Origin of the sequence: Enterococcus hermanniensis (genome assembly GCF_001885945.1) — a bacterium.
Classification (GTDB): domain Bacteria; phylum Bacillota; class Bacilli; order Lactobacillales; family Enterococcaceae; genus Enterococcus_A; species Enterococcus_A hermanniensis.
Genome location: NZ_JXKQ01000011.1, coordinates 48,177 through 65,810, shown reverse-complemented (window position 1 = coordinate 65,810; position 17,634 = coordinate 48,177). Strand labels below are relative to the sequence as shown.

Annotated in this window: 18 protein-coding genes, 1 pseudogene and 1 other annotated feature; of the genes and pseudogenes, 6 read left to right on the top strand and 13 right to left on the bottom strand. The window is 35.9% G+C overall.

Annotation, left to right across the window (positions count from 1 at the left end):
- Nucleotides 1-52: 52 nt before the first annotated feature.
- From RV04_RS11050 to RV04_RS11030, 5 genes are all read right to left on the bottom strand, one after another.
- A complete protein-coding gene (locus RV04_RS11050) occupies nt 53-1,741 on the bottom strand; it encodes an ABC transporter ATP-binding protein (protein WP_071858526.1) in 1,689 nt (562 codons plus the stop codon).
- A gap of 16 nt (nt 1,742-1,757) precedes the next feature.
- Nucleotides 1,758-2,309, bottom strand: coding sequence for an ECF-type riboflavin transporter substrate-binding protein (locus RV04_RS11045; protein WP_071858525.1), 552 nt, complete (start codon nt 2,307-2,309; stop codon nt 1,758-1,760).
- Nucleotides 2,310-2,345: 36 nt separating this feature from the next.
- Nucleotides 2,346-3,185, bottom strand: coding sequence for an SAM hydrolase/SAM-dependent halogenase family protein (locus tag RV04_RS11040; protein ID WP_071858524.1), 840 nt, complete (start codon nt 3,183-3,185; stop codon nt 2,346-2,348).
- A gap of 76 nt (nt 3,186-3,261) precedes the next feature.
- Nucleotides 3,262-3,502: a binding site (T-box leader), on the bottom strand.
- 142 nt (nt 3,503-3,644) lie between these two features.
- Nucleotides 3,645-4,397 (bottom strand): CAP domain-containing protein, encoded by a 753-nt coding sequence (locus tag RV04_RS11035; RefSeq protein WP_071858523.1) that lies wholly within the window; start codon nt 4,395-4,397, stop codon nt 3,645-3,647.
- Between the two features lie 167 nt (nt 4,398-4,564).
- Entirely contained in the window at nt 4,565-5,551 is a 987-nt protein-coding gene (locus RV04_RS11030; RefSeq protein ID WP_071858522.1) for a KxYKxGKxW signal peptide domain-containing protein, read from the bottom strand.
- A gap of 188 nt (nt 5,552-5,739) precedes the next feature.
- Between RV04_RS11030 and RV04_RS11025 the strand changes: the two genes are divergently transcribed.
- Complete coding sequence (locus RV04_RS11025; RefSeq protein WP_071858521.1) at nt 5,740-6,354, top strand: helix-turn-helix domain-containing protein; 615 nt, start codon at nt 5,740-5,742, stop codon at nt 6,352-6,354.
- A 157-nt stretch (nt 6,355-6,511) separates the two neighbouring features.
- Complete coding sequence (locus tag RV04_RS11020) at nt 6,512-7,234, top strand: hypothetical protein (protein ID WP_071858520.1); 723 nt, start codon at nt 6,512-6,514, stop codon at nt 7,232-7,234.
- 59 nt (nt 7,235-7,293) lie between these two features.
- Here RV04_RS11020 and RV04_RS11015 read toward each other — a convergent pair whose 3' ends face one another.
- Together RV04_RS11015 and RV04_RS11010 are read right to left on the bottom strand one after the other, a co-directional pair.
- On the bottom strand, nt 7,294-8,544 hold the full coding sequence (locus RV04_RS11015; protein WP_071858519.1) for an MFS transporter: 1,251 nt from the start codon (nt 8,542-8,544) through the stop codon (nt 7,294-7,296).
- A gap of 1 nt (nt 8,545) precedes the next feature.
- Complete coding sequence (locus RV04_RS11010) at nt 8,546-9,739, bottom strand: amidohydrolase (RefSeq protein WP_071858518.1); 1,194 nt, start codon at nt 9,737-9,739, stop codon at nt 8,546-8,548.
- Between the two features lie 352 nt (nt 9,740-10,091).
- On the opposite strand from RV04_RS11010, the gene RV04_RS11005 reads away from it, so the two are divergent.
- Complete coding sequence (locus RV04_RS11005) at nt 10,092-10,883, top strand: Cof-type HAD-IIB family hydrolase (protein WP_071858517.1); 792 nt, start codon at nt 10,092-10,094, stop codon at nt 10,881-10,883.
- 20 nt (nt 10,884-10,903) lie between these two features.
- On the opposite strand, the pseudogene RV04_RS13565 reads toward RV04_RS11005, so the two are convergent.
- The 5 genes and pseudogenes from RV04_RS13565 to alsS all read right to left on the bottom strand — a co-directional run.
- Nucleotides 10,904-11,106, bottom strand: a pseudogene (locus RV04_RS13565) (citrate/2-methylcitrate synthase); the annotation flags it as partial.
- Between the two features lie 51 nt (nt 11,107-11,157).
- Nucleotides 11,158-11,385, bottom strand: coding sequence for a hypothetical protein (locus RV04_RS11000; protein ID WP_071858516.1), 228 nt, complete (start codon nt 11,383-11,385; stop codon nt 11,158-11,160).
- Nucleotides 11,386-11,503: 118 nt separating this feature from the next.
- A complete protein-coding gene (locus tag RV04_RS10995; RefSeq protein ID WP_071858515.1) occupies nt 11,504-11,980 on the bottom strand; it encodes a GAF domain-containing protein in 477 nt (158 codons plus the stop codon).
- Between the two features lie 164 nt (nt 11,981-12,144).
- Nucleotides 12,145-12,858: an acetolactate decarboxylase gene (gene budA / locus RV04_RS10990; protein ID WP_071858514.1), complete on the bottom strand. Its 714-nt coding sequence runs from the start codon at nt 12,856-12,858 to the stop codon at nt 12,145-12,147.
- 13 nt (nt 12,859-12,871) lie between these two features.
- Nucleotides 12,872-14,524 (bottom strand): acetolactate synthase AlsS, encoded by a 1,653-nt coding sequence (gene alsS / locus RV04_RS10985; RefSeq protein ID WP_071858513.1) that lies wholly within the window; start codon nt 14,522-14,524, stop codon nt 12,872-12,874.
- A 250-nt stretch (nt 14,525-14,774) separates the two neighbouring features.
- Between alsS and RV04_RS10980 the strand changes: the two genes are divergently transcribed.
- The 3 genes from RV04_RS10980 (at nt 14,775) to RV04_RS10970 (ending at nt 16,929) form a co-directional block, all read left to right on the top strand.
- Nucleotides 14,775-15,638 (top strand): SPL family radical SAM protein, encoded by an 864-nt coding sequence (locus tag RV04_RS10980; RefSeq protein ID WP_071858512.1) that lies wholly within the window; start codon nt 14,775-14,777, stop codon nt 15,636-15,638.
- 73 nt (nt 15,639-15,711) lie between these two features.
- On the top strand, nt 15,712-15,984 hold the full coding sequence (locus tag RV04_RS10975; RefSeq protein WP_071858511.1) for a hypothetical protein: 273 nt from the start codon (nt 15,712-15,714) through the stop codon (nt 15,982-15,984).
- 21 nt (nt 15,985-16,005) lie between these two features.
- Complete coding sequence (locus RV04_RS10970) at nt 16,006-16,929, top strand: LacI family DNA-binding transcriptional regulator (RefSeq protein ID WP_071858510.1); 924 nt, start codon at nt 16,006-16,008, stop codon at nt 16,927-16,929.
- 51 nt (nt 16,930-16,980) lie between these two features.
- On the opposite strand, the gene RV04_RS10965 is transcribed toward RV04_RS10970, so the two are convergent.
- A complete protein-coding gene (locus tag RV04_RS10965) occupies nt 16,981-17,580 on the bottom strand; it encodes a PepSY domain-containing protein (RefSeq protein WP_071858509.1) in 600 nt (199 codons plus the stop codon).
- Between the last annotated feature and the right edge of the window lie 54 nt (nt 17,581-17,634).

Sequence of the window (17,634 nt, the reverse complement as noted above, 5' to 3'; positions counted from 1 at the left end):
AAAACCACTCAATTGATGGATCATCGTTTGTTTCGGGATATAGCCGATTAAATTATTGGTTTCCATGGAGGCCCTCCTCTTGTCGGATGAACGCTGATACAAAACCTGTTGCATCTGTTAATCGATTATTTTTGGCTAAACGATACAAACTTGTTTCACGTAAACTAGCTGAGGCAACCAATTCGGATGAAGACAATACTGCCGCTGGTGTTTTGTCGGCAATGATTTCACCTTGTTTTAAAACTACCGTCCGCTCTGTGTGCTCTAACATCAAATGCATGTCATGCGTAATCAATAAAATCGTGATACCAGACTGATTTAATTTACGTAAAAACTGCATCATTTCATTGTAGTGATAATAGTCTTGACCAGCCGTTGGTTCATCTAAGATCAGCAACTCTGGTTCTAAAACTAAAATTGCTGCGATTGCTACGCGTCGTTTTTGACCATGACTTAACGCAGAAATCGGCCAATTTCGAAATTCGTACAGTCCGCATACTTTTAATGTTTCAAAAACTTTTTCCTGAATCACATCAGGATTGATGTTACGATTTTCCAATCCTAAAGCAACTTCTTCAAAAATCATATTTTTTGAAAGCATTTGACTACTATTTTGTAAAACATAGCCGATTTTATCGGCCCGTTCTTTAATGCTTTCAACTGCTAGCGATTGTTCTTTCCATAATAATTTTCCTGATTGCAACGGGTAAAAACCAGTGATTACATTTGACAATGTCGATTTACCTGCACCGTTATGCCCAACTAAACTAACCATTTCTCCCTGATACAAGGTTAAATCAATATTTTTTAAGACCTTATCTGTACGAAAACCAAACGAAACATTTTCTAACCTTAATAACGGTTCTTCTTTTGTTATTGGAGCATTAAATGCTGCCTGAGATCGAGCCAATGCCTCCGCTATTGTTGGTGACACCAGTTGATCAACTTTAGTCAGGTCAGAAAAGTCAGCTAAAGAAATTCCTGCCCGTTTCAAAGCAGTGATATACAAAGGTTCGCGAATCCCGTATTGCACCAACAAATCACTTTTCAATAATTCTGTTGGTGTCATATCCGCAATAATCGTTCCTTCATCCATCAAAATAACCCGGTCGATAGGTGCAGCCAAAACTTCTTCTAATCGATGTTCAATAATAATGGTTGTAAACTTTTGCGATTGATACAACTGATCGATCATTTGGATTGCTTCATAACCGGTCTGTGGATCTAAATTGGCTAATGGTTCATCAAATAAAAGAATCGGTGTCTCATCGATCAAGACTCCAGCCATCGTCACGCGTTGCTTTTGGCCACCAGAAAGATCTTGTGGACGTTTGGATAATTGTTCCAGTAAATCAGTTTTTTTAGCCCAATAATTGACGGCTTCACGCATCTCAACTTGTTTGACCATTTCATTTTCTAAAGAAAAGGCGATATCTTCCGCCACTGTTAGCCCCACAAATTGGCTATCTGTATCTTGCAACACCGTTCCCACATCTAGCGAAAGATCATAAATCGAAGTCTCACCAAAAACTTTATCGTTGATAATTAAACTTCCAGTAAAGTTGCCTTTTTCATTTTGTGGAATGATCCCGTTCAAACATTTGCCTAAGGTTGATTTTCCAGAACCGCTGGGCCCCATGATCAAGATTTTTTCTCCCTGATCAATCGTCAAATTGATTTCTTTTAATGTCGGCTCGGCTTGGCTATCATATTGAAATGTAAAATCATGAAACTTGATCATTATCTATCCTCACGTTCTATGCTTCTTTATTCAGACTACCTTTTTTGGTTTTTGTTTGTGCATATGCTTTTAGTAAAATAAAACCAATGATTCCTGTTACAATCGCATTAGTTATCCCTGCAACGACACCTTGAGTGAATACTTTACTAGGCGCTTCCGCATAAATCAAGATATCGCCCAACGGAGCAATGATGACCCAGGTTACTAAATTAGCAATTGTTTCTCCCACTAAAAAGGTCGTAACTTGTTTTTTACCAAAAATCCCTTGTTCGATTGGGATCCGTTTTGCTAATAATCCAAAGAATACACCTAAAATCCCTGTCGCAATGATCCATGACCACCATGCGCCATAAGTTGTTAAATCACCTAAGGCGTGACCAATGAAACCTGCCAAACCAGCAACGACTGGTCCGTAGACTACACCCAGTAAAGCTAAAAATGGATACGCTGTTGCGATATCTGTATTAGGAATTCCCGTTGGAATCGTCACGAATCGTTTCAAGATGAAGAAAACGGCAGCACCAATCCCGATTGCCACAATATGCTTAACTGTAAATTTTTTATTCATACTTTTTATCCCCTTTATTTTTTAGTGTCTTATCCGCTAAATCTTTGTTAGTTCCATCGTCCAATCATTACCAGTACCTATTTTATAAACTGCAGAAAATGAATCCAAGTTGATACCTAAACCTACATTTAATAATGAATTGATATAAAGAACAGCTTCTTTTGGAGCAACTTGAGCGAAAGAGCGACCAAAGACGACTTCGTCTTGATAACGAACCACACCTTGATAGTATATTTTTACCAATAAACTTTGTCCAGATTGAACTTGCCACTTTTTGAAAAAAGCTACCGGAATATTCGTCCATAACGAGCCAAAACGAATATCTGTGATATCAATAGTCCCACTAATTGAATCCTCTGTTTGTATTGGCGGATTCAAAGGAAATACGACTAGTTCATCCGGCTTGAGCACTGAACCTAATTCCGAAAATACTACTTTTCCGCTCGCCAATCGAGCACCATTATAGACATAAACATCTCTGCCATGAAATGTATGACTTTCAGAAGAACCCGGTAGTCGTTGCGTGTCCTCATCAATTTGTCTAACTTCTTTTATCCCGATATGATGGGCTAAATAAGTCAGAGTTCCGTTATCAGGCGTGAGCACATATTGACCGCCTTTAAGCTCTGCCACGACACTTCGCCGTGTAGAACCTACACCTGGATCGACTACAGAAACAAAGACTGTTCCTGCTGGCCAATAACTAACTGCTTGTAACAAACGATAACTCGCATCATGGATATTATACGGCTCAATTTCATGCGTTAGGTTATTGATAGTCAACGAAGGATCAACTTGATAGGCGACTCCGTACATCGCATTGACTGCTCCATCTTGTAATCCAAAGTCTGTTTGTAAAACTAAAAAACCTGCCATTTATTTTCCACCTTTCCTTTGTCCGATTTTCTACACTTTAAAAATTAACTATAAAAAAATGTCCTTAGCAAATATTGCTAAGGGCATTGGACATGCGTTACCACCTTTAAATGTAAAGACTTCACAGACTCTACCTCGATCAGTACCCAAATCATTGGAGACTGTGCCTAGTTAACGGGGGCAACCGTATTTCCTTAAACGTTTCGGGAAATCCACTCAAAAGCCATTTTCAAATAAGTTATTTGCATTCCCTCTCACCAGCCAGGAACTCTCTTTGGCGCATATCCTTACTTTACTTTCTTTTTCATCGCGTTATCATTGATTGCTAATAAAATAGCAGAGATTATTTGACTTGTCAATTATACTTCAAAATCAAAAAATTTTTTTCCTACCGTCTAATTATCTATAAAGCTCGTATTAATCGATGAATAAAAAATATTTCGTCTTAAAGCAATTTAACTAATTAGTTTTTTTCATTGTAGATAAGGTAGCTATAAATTCTTCGATAGTCTGATCTATTTCTATTTTAGACACCTGAACATCATCATAGATTTGCTTTGCTTTTGACATCATTAACATCAATTGTCCCCAGCTATGTCTTTCATAATCCGCTTCGACTAGTTCACAAGCTAGATTATAAAAGCGAACTAATTGTGTTTTGTCTCTCAGAAAAGAGCTAGATCCATAATCTAATAGGTCTTGACTGCAGACATACTCAAAGGTCATAGAAAACTCTCTATCTCCCTTTTTAATACAGATTCCCGTTGCTTGTTGGTTCGTTTGGCTTCCAACTAAAAATTTCGGACTACTATTAATCAGCATATCAAAAGCTGTTTTTGCTCCTTTATTTATTAAATATACAAGCGAGCTACTAGCTAATTGCCCAATAGCTTCACCTTCGATTTTGTTTTGTCTTGAATATCCATAGTTATAAGCTAATTGACTACCTTCTTCTCCATTCGGACGTGTATGATTCAGTCTTTCTTGTAATTCTTGTGCTCGTATATCTGCTGACTTTTGAAGGATATTATTGCCTACACATGGAGTAATATGAATTTTTTTCCGATAATCATTGATTAACATAAATAATTTTTCTGAAATCATTAATTCAACTAATTTCAGATCACTGCTTGATATTTTTAAGGTATCAAATTCATTCAGTTTATTCTTATTAGATTTGATCACATATTTTTTTAAAATAAAATCTTCCAATATTTTCTCCTTTAATTTTCTGTTTATGAAAATCATCTATAGAAAAAAAGGCGAAGAATGCTTAAAATAGTTTTACGTATTTTGAGCTTCATCGCCTTTTATGAGCGCTATTAGTAAATTACTTTTTAGACTAACTAGCCTAATAAACACTCTATTTTTTATCTATTTTAAGAACGGCGTTTACGTGATTCTGTTTCAAGAGCTAATCCTGTTAGCGCTCCTGCTACACTCACCATACCGATTGCAATCAATGCTGTATTTTCTTTACTACCAAATTTTGGAATTTCATTTTTCGCCGTTTCAGCAGCAGATGTAATACTTGCTGTTGCTACAGCAGGAGTGACTATTTCTGCTTTTTCATTTGTAGTAGCAATAACTTTTGCAGATATCGCTGGTTTGTATGAAGCAAAGCTTGTTGTTATTTTTTGATTTGTTGGATTCTTGGCTTCAGTAACAATACTTTTTACTGTTTTTGTAGCAGTATTATCTGCTGTAATGGTTACTTTATCAGCATTGGTTACTTTGCTGGTATTATCTAAATCAGCTATTTCATTGTTACTTGCTTTAGCATCCATTGCTAAAACTCGACGTGCAAAGGCTTGACCGATTGATGATGCTAATTGACCATCATGATAGCCATTACTCTTTTGTGCTTCTTGTGCGACAACAGCTGCGGCTGTTGCTTGGTTTGATGCTTCTGTTGATTTATTTGGTGTGTCAGCAATTGTTGTTGTTTGTGCTTCTTTTTTCGCAAAGGCTTGACCAATTGATGATGCTAATTGGCCATCATGATAACCATTACTCTTTTGTGCTTCTTGTGCAACAACAGCTGCGGCTGTTGCTTGGTTTGATACTTCTGTTGATGTTGTTTGCGCTTCTTGTGTTGCTTGATTAGCAATTGCTTGACCAATTGATGATGCTAATTGACCATCATGATAGCCATTACTCTTTTGTGCTTCTTGTGCAACAACAGCTGCTGCAACGCTACTATTATCAACTTCTGCTGCTCGAACATTCTCATTCGCTACAGAAAGCAAAACAGTCGAACTGAATAATACAACCGCGCCACAGACCCAATTTTTTTTGCTTTTCCACATTTTGATATGTTCTTTACGAGTGGTTTCCGTAATTTCTATTTTTTTGATTTTTTTCATCTTTAGCACTCCTTTGTATTCTTATACCTCCTAAATTGTAATAACTAGCCTCCATTATCTATGCTCAATTTTTCACGATAAAATTAAAAATGTGAACATAAAATTCGTTGATTTATTATTATTTTATTATTTATAGTATTTTTCAGTGTATAATACTGGAATATAGAATAAACAATGGGGTTGTTTATATGGGATTTAATATTTTTGAAAAAGATACTAAAATGAAATATGAAATTATTACGTTGCTCAGTCAGGCAAAGGGACCTATTTCACTAGAGAAAATAAAAAAAGAATTATCGGAACATTTATCTTATTCGACTATCAAGGACTATTGTCACACTCTCGATAAATTGATTGATAATATTTATTCAAATGATGAAGTTCACTTAGTTTTGACTAAGCAAACTGTTCATTTAGAAAAAAAATCTTCAAATTTACAATTTTTATTTGAAGCGTTGTTAAAAACAGATGTTAATGCTCAAATAATCAACACGTTAATACGTAAGAGAAAGTTTAAAACGGATGATTTTTGCTTTTATCATGGGATAAGTATGTCTACTCTACGACGTAAAAATCAGTTGCTAAATAAATTACTTGAATCATTTAATTTACATATCACGACTTCGGATCGGCTAACCATTTTGAATGGATCAGATTTTGATATTTATATTTTTTCTTTTTTATCTTACTTTTTTGTTTATCATGATACGACGCGAATTGCTAAAGCATCAAGAGCATTTGAACCAACTATCGATACAAGTAGAAAAGCATCTCAATACTTCTTGGAGCATCGCTCAAATTAGTAATGTTCGCTTACTGATTTATATCGTAAATAACGGGACTCAGTTTCACCAATTAGAAAGTTCAGCAACCTTTTCGATATCTTACATTGACTTTCCTGAAAAACCCTCTTTTTTAAGCCATTGGACAATCAACGATTGGAGAGGTTTTTTACTTATTATGAACTGTTTCGAGTTATTTGATTATTCTTTACCAGTTAATCTAAAGCAGCTACCCAAAGAGCTAACTGACAATATCAATACTTGGAAAAATGAGTTTGAAAATTATTTTATTGCTATAACAAGTACGCAAACGAACGAGCTGCATATCCATCTTGTTCAACAATATTTAATCAGATATTATTTTCCACATAACGCAACCGCTCTATATTGGTATTATTCGTTGAATTCAATCAAACATTTTGAAGAAGATAATCCGATTTACATGATCCGATTTACTAATTTTTGGAGAAGTGTTTGTCGAAAAATAGCTGAACCTTTACTAGCTGAACCTTTTTATTTATCTATCAATTTATTGCTTTGTCTATATATTTGTCCTTTAGAAACATTACGTGAGCGCCTCTCAATTTTTATCATTTCTAATTCTGGAATGCTCAGTTTGAATTATTTGAAAAATGAGTTGGTTGAACTATTCACGCCAAAGGTAATTCCAGTATTTGTCGATAAAATCGAAAATGCGGAGTTGATTTTATCCCTTTTACCAACAATCGATATCATACTGCCACATAACCAAGAAGAATTAGTGATTTCTTATCCATTAGAAGAAAATGATCGCATGAATCTTTTGCATGCAATGCGAAAATGTTTATTAAAAAAAATAACTGTCCCAATTGAAATTATTGATTTAGCTGCAACAAATGCTTCTTTGATTCTTGGATTGTGAAACGTTAAACTTTATCTACGATATGGAAAAACCACTCATAAAATGAGTGGCTTTTCCTTTTATTCTACTTCTATTACTCGACTATTTTTTTTGGGTATCTGCATTGACAAAATCCATGTGATCATCGTAATGATTGTTAAAATAATCAATAATTTCCAGCCATTTTGATAAGAACCCGTCTTGTCGTAAATGCTAGCTATAATCAATGACCCTAACGTTAAACCTATTTGGGAAATACTGCTAATGATTCCATACACTTCAGCATAATGTTTTCTACCATAGATTCTTGCTGTGATCAATGGTGGTGAGACCGTTCCAATCGGTGTGCCTAGTCCAAAACAGAAGGCCATTAAATAAATCATCACCAATTGATGGCCGTTCAATAATAAAATAAAGGCCAATGTCATAAAGCCGCACCCGAAAATCGTGCTTTTGACTGTTCCAAATCGATCATCAATCCAGCCTAAAATTAATTTACCAAAAATTCCGACTAATGAATATAAAGAGATGATCGACGATTTCACTACGACTCCATGCATTTCTTCTAATGCTGGTGGAAATTGTCCTAATGAACCGGAATTCAATAAGCCATTACAAAAAATGCCAAATACCAACATCAAGAAAACAGGCTGTTTGATCAACTGATTGATCGTTAAAACAGACGTGGCTTCTTCTTGGATCGTTGTCTGCTTTGTTTTTTTGCTTGCTCCATATGCTTGTAGCCCCATTTCTGCTGGACTCTTCTTTACCACAAATAAAGAAATCGGAATCGTGATAATTAAAAGCAATATAGCCATAATACGGTATGAAGCTCGCCAACCAAAAGTAGTCAATAAATAGCTTAAAATAGGGCTAAAAACAAAGCCACCCAGACCGATCCCGGCCATTGCAATACTCATTGCTAAGCCTCGTTTTTCTTCAAACCAATTGGTGATCATCATACTCACTGGAATCAATGTACTACTTGTATACGCAATACCTAATATGATAGCTAATAAATACAATTGCCAAACGGCTGTTGCAAATGAAAAACTAAAGTAGGTGCCCACAAAAGCGACTAAAGCAATTGTTTGGATTTTTTTTAAATCGCCGGTCGCTAGCTTTTTCGCTACGATCGGAGAAAAAATAATTCCCATCGACTGTGTGATCGTATTGACTAAAGTAAATGCGCTTCGAGATATCGCCATATCTTCTGTCACTGCTAAAAGATAGACATTTGCTAATGACATAACCATTGGTACTACAGTCGCAGTGATACAAACACAGCCAAAAACAACGATCCAACCATAAAATATTTTCTTTTCTTTCATATTATTTCTCCTGATTGAAGTACTCTGAAACAACGGTCGCCATCGTTTTGGCGGCAATTAAAATGGATGCTTCATCGATATCAAATTTTGGATGATGATGTGGATAGGCTACTTGTCCTTCCCCCGTTGCGCCAACATAAAAGAAGCAGCTAGGACGTTCTTGGCAATAATACGCGAAATCTTCTGAAGGAGCGATTGGTCCGCTATCTACTACTTCTTTTAATTCTGTAAATGGATGTTGCTCTATGATATTGACTACAAATTCTGTTAGCCTTTGATCGTTCATCAAGACTGGATAATCATCTACATAATCTAATTCATATGTCGCACCATAAACTTCACAAATACCTTTAACGGTATCTTCGAAAGCTTCTTTGACTAATGTACGACTTGCTTCATTCATCATTCGGATATCCCCTTCTAAAAAGACCGCATCCTTTAACACATTTGCAGAACCTTTTCCATCGAATGATCCTACAGTCAACGTCGTCATATCAAAGGGATTTACACGTCGACTGACAATACTTTGCAGATTTACGACGATTTGACTTCCAACGAGTACCGCGTCGATTCCGGCATTAGGCATTGAACCATGACTTCCCTTTCCTTGTACTTTCAATTTGAAAGTAGCTCGACCAGTTTGTGTTGCACCTGTATGATAATAGACTGTTCCTAAATCAAAGCCCGACATTACATGACAACCGACTACATGGTCTACACCGTCAAGGCAGCCATCTCTGATCATCTGGATCGCGCCACCTGGAGGTGTTTCTTCAGCAGGCTGATGGAGGATAGTAATTTTACCAGAGAACTGTTCTTTCAATTCAATTAAACATTCTGCTAAAATCAGCATGTACGCGGTGTGTGCATCATGCCCACAAGCATGCATAACTCCAGGATTTTCAGAAGCAAAAGGTAAGCCCGTTTCTTCTTGGATTGGCAGCGCATCAAAGTCCGCTCTTAAAGCAAGATTTTTCCCTGGTTTTCCACTATCAATCTCAACGACTATTCCATATCCACCGATATTCTTCTTAACTGTACATGCTAGATTTTGATAGAAGTCCGCGATATATTTAGCGGTTTCCTGTTCTTCAAAAGACAATTCAGGGTGTGCGTGTAAATAACGACGAATCTCGATCATACGTTCCTTTTTTGAATCAACTAAGCTCAATAGATTTTCCGCAAAATTATTCATAATATCTCCTTTATTTGAATATAATTTTCTGACAAATAAATAGTAGCATGAATCTTTCTGCAGAAACAAGCTGTTTTAAAGTCGATATAAAAAATGGATATTCTACTTTTTTTAGCATTTTAAATAATTTTACAAGAACGGATAGCATTTTATTATTTATTCAAGAAATAAAAATAATTATACTTCTAACAAAAATAAAGTTTCATTTTATAAATATCTTTTTTTATCGAATGTTCCAGCCGTTTAAAATTTTATTTTTCTTGATACTTAAAACTTATTAAAATTTCTATTTACACTTTTTTTAGTTGTTCCTTTATACTTAATAAAAAGATTGTTTATGAGGAGGAATCGTATGGATAATTATCGAGTCGCTTTTTTCGATATCGATGGAACACTCGCGGATAATCAACTACCTCGCGAATTAGCTTTTACTGAACGGGTTCCGGATTCTGCTAAAAAAGCCTTGAAGAAATTAAAAGAAAATAAAATTGAACCGGTTATTGCTTCTGGTCGCCATTATCGAACATTACTTGATTTAGCAAATAGCCTAGGTGTCGATAGTATTATTTCTTCGAATGGTAACTGCGTCCACTATCAAGGTGCATTGATTCATCAAAATGTGATTCCAACAAAGGTAGTGACTCAATTGATCCAACAGCTAAAACAAGCAACAATCGAATTCATGCTGGAAACACCCAACGGAATTTATTATTTAGAAGACAGCACCTACCGTGGTGAACATCCGACTGGAAAATTTGGACTAAACGAACAAGATCCTTTACCAAAAGATATCGTTCAATTGATTGTTCCCTTAAAAGATCTCAGCCATTTTAAATTGGCGGAAGACTCTCCTTTGATCATAGAAAAAGTAGCACCTTTTACTGCCAATATTCATTTAAAGACTGGAACGAAAGCGGAGGGAATCCAAAAAATTTGTTCTTCTATGGGGATCGATACAGCACAAGCTTTAGCCTTTGGTGACGAAGAAAATGATTTTACAATGTTTCATACTGTCGGATTTCCCGTTGCTATGGGCAATGCAACACCTTCTTTGAAAGAAAAAGCAGCTTACGTAACAGACAGTGTCTCCAATGACGGCATTTGGAAAGCTTGCTTACATTTAAATTTAATTTCAGAACAATAAAAAGGATGTGACTTTACCGGTCACATCCTTTTTAGATTATCATTCAATTGTTGATAGCTAGCATGCTCTGAAACTTCCATATAAGCTAGACGGATATTTTTGCGTTGATGCGTTCTTCAATTCGATAAGCTGATCATCTAACAATGCTTGCGATTGCAAAGATTGATGTATATAATTCTTGCGGCAATTCCAATATATGATAAACAACGCCGCTAACTATGTCGGCAATATAAAAACACTTAGAAAACCAAGAATGGTTTGCTAAGTGTTTTTGCTAACGTAGGTAACTATTATTTGTGACGATTCCAGCCACTTCATCATATGTGATTGCTACTTGTCCATTTTGAGCATCAATTTTATCAGCATCCAAGCCGCTAAAACGCTCAACATTTACTACACAACCAGCATCATCTTTATGAACAACTTCTCCAATGATTGGCCGAGCAAAATCAGTCTTACGGCATTCATAGTTTTCTCCTACAATAATCGCTTCTTTATTCATTCAACCACCTCATTAATGTTTTATATTACATTTATATAATAGCATTAAATGGGATAAAAAACTATAATAAAGGTGCTATTTATTAAATAACCCTCTTTTTTAAATTGCAATACGCTTTTTAAGCGAGATTATCTAACAATAATGAGACATATTGTTCCAAATAAAACTGATCGATTTGGTCGTACATTCCGATTTCTGAACTATCTAAATCTAATACACCAATTAATTGGTCTCCTTTTTTCATCGGAACAACAATTTCAGAGCGTGCCGCCGAATCGCAGGCAATATAATTTTTATGTTCTAAGACGTTTTCAACGATCACTGTTTGATTTTTTTCCGCAGATTCGCCACAAACACCTTTACCCATCGCAATATGAACACATGAAACATTTCCTTGGAAAGGTCCTAAAATCAATTCATCATTTTTAAATAGATAATATCCAGCAAAAACCGTTTCTTTTAATGTTTGATTCAATAATGCCGATGAATTCGCTAAATTTGCGATTAAATCAGTTTCTCCTTCAAGTAAGGCTTTTTGTTGTAATAATAATAATTGATAAGCAGCTTCTTTTGCTTCTTGATTTTCCCAACTCATATCTATTCCTCCACTTTGACTCGTCTAATTGATTAAAAATGTTGTTTTTTCAATTTTTTAAAATTGATGGCTTAATTTTAACGTAATTCAAACAAGAATACCATCGTTTCATTTCTTTCCTCTCAATAAAAAAACACAGCTAAATCATTTAGCTGTGTTTCCTATCATTCTGCTTCTGCAATATCTTTTGAAATTTCATCTAAGTTGATTTCATTCTTCAAATAATCTACATTATCAACGGGGAAGTGTTGCCGAAATTCAGCTAATTCCATCAACTCAATCATCCCTTCAGCCAATTCAAAATCTAAAACATGACCTCCAAAACGATGATCATCACTAATAAAGTGTAGATGAAATCCGGCCGCGGCCGCTCCATGAAACAATTTTGGAGTAAAGAATCCGACGATTGTTCCTGCGATATTCTCTGCCTGAAATTCAGGTTGATTCCGTGCAATCTCTACAAAACGAGGATAAGGTTTTTCTTGTTTAGGTGCTACACGAACATGCATTTTCTTGAAAGTTCCTTTTACTTGAACCGCTGAAAATAAATTTTTACTAATTTTAGCTAAAATCCTTTCCTTTAGTTCATCATCCGATTGTTTTTTTGCTGAGAACTGTTGAGTTGAAGTAAAAGAAGTCACAGCAGCATAAGGCGTTAATTCAGTTCCAACAAGTTGATGAATAGCTCCAGCTTCATCCGCATGATAAATGTTACCATCTAAAATAATGATTTCACCGTTAGATCCAGCTAACGTCCCTAAGCCAAAATCACCATTGTCCAGTAACTTACCGATTTCTTCTGTTCCATCCATTAATTCTTGCATCAATCCACCAAGCGTTCCATGTTGATAAATATAATTTTTTGTTTTCATTACCACGAAAAATCCTCTCTTAATAAAATTGATCCGGCAAAATCGTTTTACCTAGTTCTTTGTTATCAGAGTAATCAATTGGAATATCAATAATCACAGGACCATCGGTCGCAAAACCTTCATTGATTGCCGCTTCTAATTCATCTTTTGTCGTTGCTCTTAAACCTTTTGCTCCAAATGCTTCTGCATATTTAACAAAATCAACTGGGCCAAAGTGAACGCCAGAAGAACGATTGTATTTCATTTCCTCTTGGAACTCGACCATATTGTAACTACCATCATTCCAAATCAAATGAATAATTTTTTGTTTCAAACGCACGGCTGTTTCAAGTTCTTGAGCAGAAAATAAGAAACCACCATCACCAGAGATAGAAATGATTTGTGTATTTGGTCGAACTAATGCAGCTGAAATTGCCCATGGCAGTGCCACACCTAACGTTTGCATGCCATTACTAAATAGTAAGTGGCGAGGTTCATAACTTCTAAAATGACGAGCCATCCAAATGTAATGACTCCCTACATCAACTGTTACGGTCATTTCATCTGTCACATTTTTTTGTAACGAATCAATTACCTCTAATGGGTGAACACGTCCCGCTGCGGTTTCACTTATTTGTTTACCGTTCGTTAATTTTTCTTGCAATGTAGCTAAATAGTTTTCTGCATCTGAAGATAATTGATAACTAGTGACAACATGGCTTAATTTTTCAATTGTTTTGGCAATGCTTCCGATTAGTTCTACTTCTGGTTGCATATATTGATCGATTTCCATGGGTACTTCATCGATAACGACGATACGAGCGTCTTTTTCAGCATTCCAGTTTCGGGCTTCATATTCAATTGGATCATACCCTACAGCTAAAACTAAATCACTGCGTTTTAACAGCATATCGCCAGGCTGATTACGGAAAAGACCAACACGTCCAAAGAAATGATTTTCTAAATCGCGAGAAATGATCCCAGCTCCTTGGAAAGTTTCTACTACGGGTAATCCTGTTTTGGCAACCAGTTTGCGAATTGCTTCAGTTTCTTTTTTACCAGAGGCACGCATCCCCACCAACAATGTTGGTAGTTTTGCTTCACTTATTCGGCGAGCTAAATCTGCAATATCTTCATCCGAAGCCGTACCCAAGATAGGTGCTGACAACGGTTTTATTGCTTCACCTTTTACTTCTCCATCGGTTACATCTTGAGGAATTGAAAGAAAACTAGCGCCTTTTTTAGCTGTTTTTGCAATTCGAAAAGCATTCGCAATGTTTTCTGACAATGTTTCAGAATCTTGAATTTCTGTACTAAACTTTGTAATAGGAGCAAATAGTGCCGCATTGTCCATGCTTTGATGGGTTAGCTTTGAAAGATCTGAACGTTTAACTTGTCCTGCTAATGCGACAACTGGATCACCTTCAGCAGTTGCTGTTACTAATCCTGTTGCTAAATTACTGGCGCCCGGCCCACTCGTTGCAATGACTACACCTGGCTCACCAGTTAGACGGCCAATTGCTTGCGCCATAAAAGCCGCATTCTGTTCATGACGGGCTAAAATCAATTCTGGTCCATGATCTTCTAATGTATCAAATACTCCATCAATTTTTGCTCCAGGGATTCCAAAAATATAAGGAACATTATGATTTTCCAAACTGTTAACGATAATTTCTGCACCATTTTTACTCACTGTACTACATCTCCTCAAAATCTGTATTACTAACTGTTGATAATATAGCACTAATATACTTATTTATCAAAGATGAAACATTAAAAATAATTGTTTTATTAGAAAGGTAAAAAAGAATAGTCAATGGTTAAACGCTTTCTTTATTGCCACAAAAAGATTTTACTAATTTCTTATTAGATTAATAATTTTGATTGTTCCTTTAACCTTTCTATGCGATAATTTAAGCAAACGTTTGTTCGGAGGTGGCTACATGCATTTTAAAGAGTACAAAAGTATTCTGTCCGCTAAAAATAATTTGAATCTTTTTCGTGGCTGTACTCACGGTTGTATTTATTGTGATAGCCGCAGTGATTGCTACCAATTAAATCATGTCTTTGAGGATATTGAAGTCAAAGCACATGCATTAGAAATCTTCGAAAGCGAATTACAGCGCCGAAGAAAACCCGGCATGATCACTACCGGGGCAATGACTGATCCTTATATCCAATTAGAGCCTCGTTTAAAAATCACTCAAGGTGCATTGGAATTGATCGAAAAATATGAATTTGGGGTAGCGATCCAAACAAAATCCTCACGTATCCTTCGTGACTTGGACTTATTAACACGTATTAATCAAAAAACGAAAGCTATCGTAGAAATGACACTAACTACCTATGACGAAGACTTATGCAAAATTTTAGAGCCCTATGTTTCGACAACCCAGGAACGTTTTGAGACCTTAATGCAGTTTAAGGCAGCCGGCGTCCCAACTGTCGTTTGGTTGTCTCCAATTTTGCCTTTTATCAATGATAGTGAAGAGAATTTACAAGGAATTTTAGATTATTGTATTCAAGCTGGTGTCAAAGCAATCATGTGTTTTGGCTTTGGTGTGACATTACGCACAGGAAATCGCGAATATTTTTATCAACAATTAGACAAGCATTTTCCAGGTATGAAACAAAAGTATTTAGCGACTTTTGGCGACAACTATGTTTGTACTAGCCCAAAACACGATCAGTTGATGACGATCTTTATCGATACATGCAAAAAATATGGTATCTTGTGGAAAACAGAAGAAGTTTTTCAATACCTCCATACCTTTGAAGATAAACGAGAACAACTTTCTCTATTTTAGTAAAACAAAACGCTTGCTCTGAAACTCGTTTCATAAACTATACTTCGTTTGTAAAGAAAAAGGAGGAAGATTTATGAATACATATGTGAACATCCAGAGCAATACGACACAGGATCATTTTCAAGTTTCTCTACACTTTTCTACGAACCAGTTGGTTTTAACCCGACCACAAGGTTTCAAACGACCTATTACAACGACGTTGCGTCTGGCTGATATCAAGCATTTAGTGATCGATGAATCTTTTGGTAGTCCGATTATCAGTTTCTTCTACCGAGACCGCCGTTATACTTTTTATGAAACAGGACCGGCTGTCACTGAATATTTAAAAGACAATTTAGCAGCATAAATTATTTCTACGAGGTGTTCTATGGCTAATATTCGCGATATCGCAAAAATCACCGGCTACTCTGTTTCAACGGTCTCACGTGTTATCAACAACCATCCTTATGTTGATGAAAAGAAGCGTGAACAGATCCTAGCCGTGATGAAAGAATTGAATTATGTCCCCAATCGTTCAGCTCAAAATCTGAGTTATGGTAAAACCAAAAACATTGGAGTCATCTTACCTTTCATCAATCATGCCTATTATGATCAAATGCTCAACGGAATTATGGAAGCTGCTTTTGAGCATCAATATCGTGTGACTTTGTTGCCGACCGACTATGACCCACAGCGCGAAAAACGCTACCTCGAAGAATTTTCTACCAAAATGTATGATGGTTTGATCGTTACCACAAAATCAAACCCGATTGATGCTTTTAAAGAGTATCATCGCTACGGCCCGATTATTTTTTGTGAGAATATTCCGGATGCAGATGTTAGTTGTGTATACTACAATTTAGACAACTCGTTGCGTGAAGCTTTTATGTTTTTAAAAGATCATGGTATTAAACACGTTGGAATCACCTTAGGTCGGAGTAAAAACATCAGTCACAATTCAAAAGTAACTTTGCAAGTTGTAAAAGAGATTTTCCCCAAATTTGATGATCGCAATATTTTTTGGGATTGCTGTGTTCATGGCCAAGATGGAGAAAAAGCTGCCGCCTTCTTTAAAAAGCGAAACGTAGATGGCATTTTGACGAATGGTGATGAAGTTGCTGCGGTTATCTTAGAGCAATATGGTGCATCCGCTCCCTTAGTTGTCGGACGAGAAAATATTTTAGTCAGCCGTTTGATGCAATTTTCTAGCATCGATCATCACTTAACAGAGATTGGACACTATGCATTTGAAGCATTCATTGATAATAAAAAAGAAAAAATATGTATCCAACATGACTTTATTGAACGCTAAAAATAAATACGCCGATAAGCTAGACAATTGGTCTGCATTATCGGCGTATTTTTAATCATCTAAATCTGTTGCTAATACCTTACCTGATTGCGCATTGATTTTAACTTCGGCTTCTTTTTGCCCATCTTTTACTTTAACTTCCCAATAAGTAATAGCTAAATCTTTATCAAGTGACCATTCTGTTGCTTCTCCACTGCCGACTTCTTTAACCGCAATTTTAGATACTTCATCAATAGTCAATAAATCATTTAAATCTAACTTGTCTTCTTTACGTTTGACCCCATTTTGTTCGTCTGAATCTAAAGTTTCCTCTGATTTTTTCGATACTTTTTTACTTTCACTATCGATTTGTAGTTCATATTCTTTAGTATCATCTACACCTTCTATTTTATAAACGTATTTCCCTAAAGATTTTTCTAGATCAAGTGAGGTGATGTCTGTCTCAGGATAATTATCTTTGAATAATTTAGCAGCCTCATCTACACTAACCTTTCGTTCCGTACCACTACTCATAGTCTGACTATTCATTGTTTTGCTTTGACTAGCCGCTGAACTTGAATTTAGACTTGGACCATCCGTTGATGAAGAACTACACCCAGCTATGGCGCCCAATATAATTAAAAATAAACCCAAATGTATCATTTTCTTCATGATTTTGCCTCCTCATTTACCATTCATTATCTCAATCTTGATATAACTAGCTTC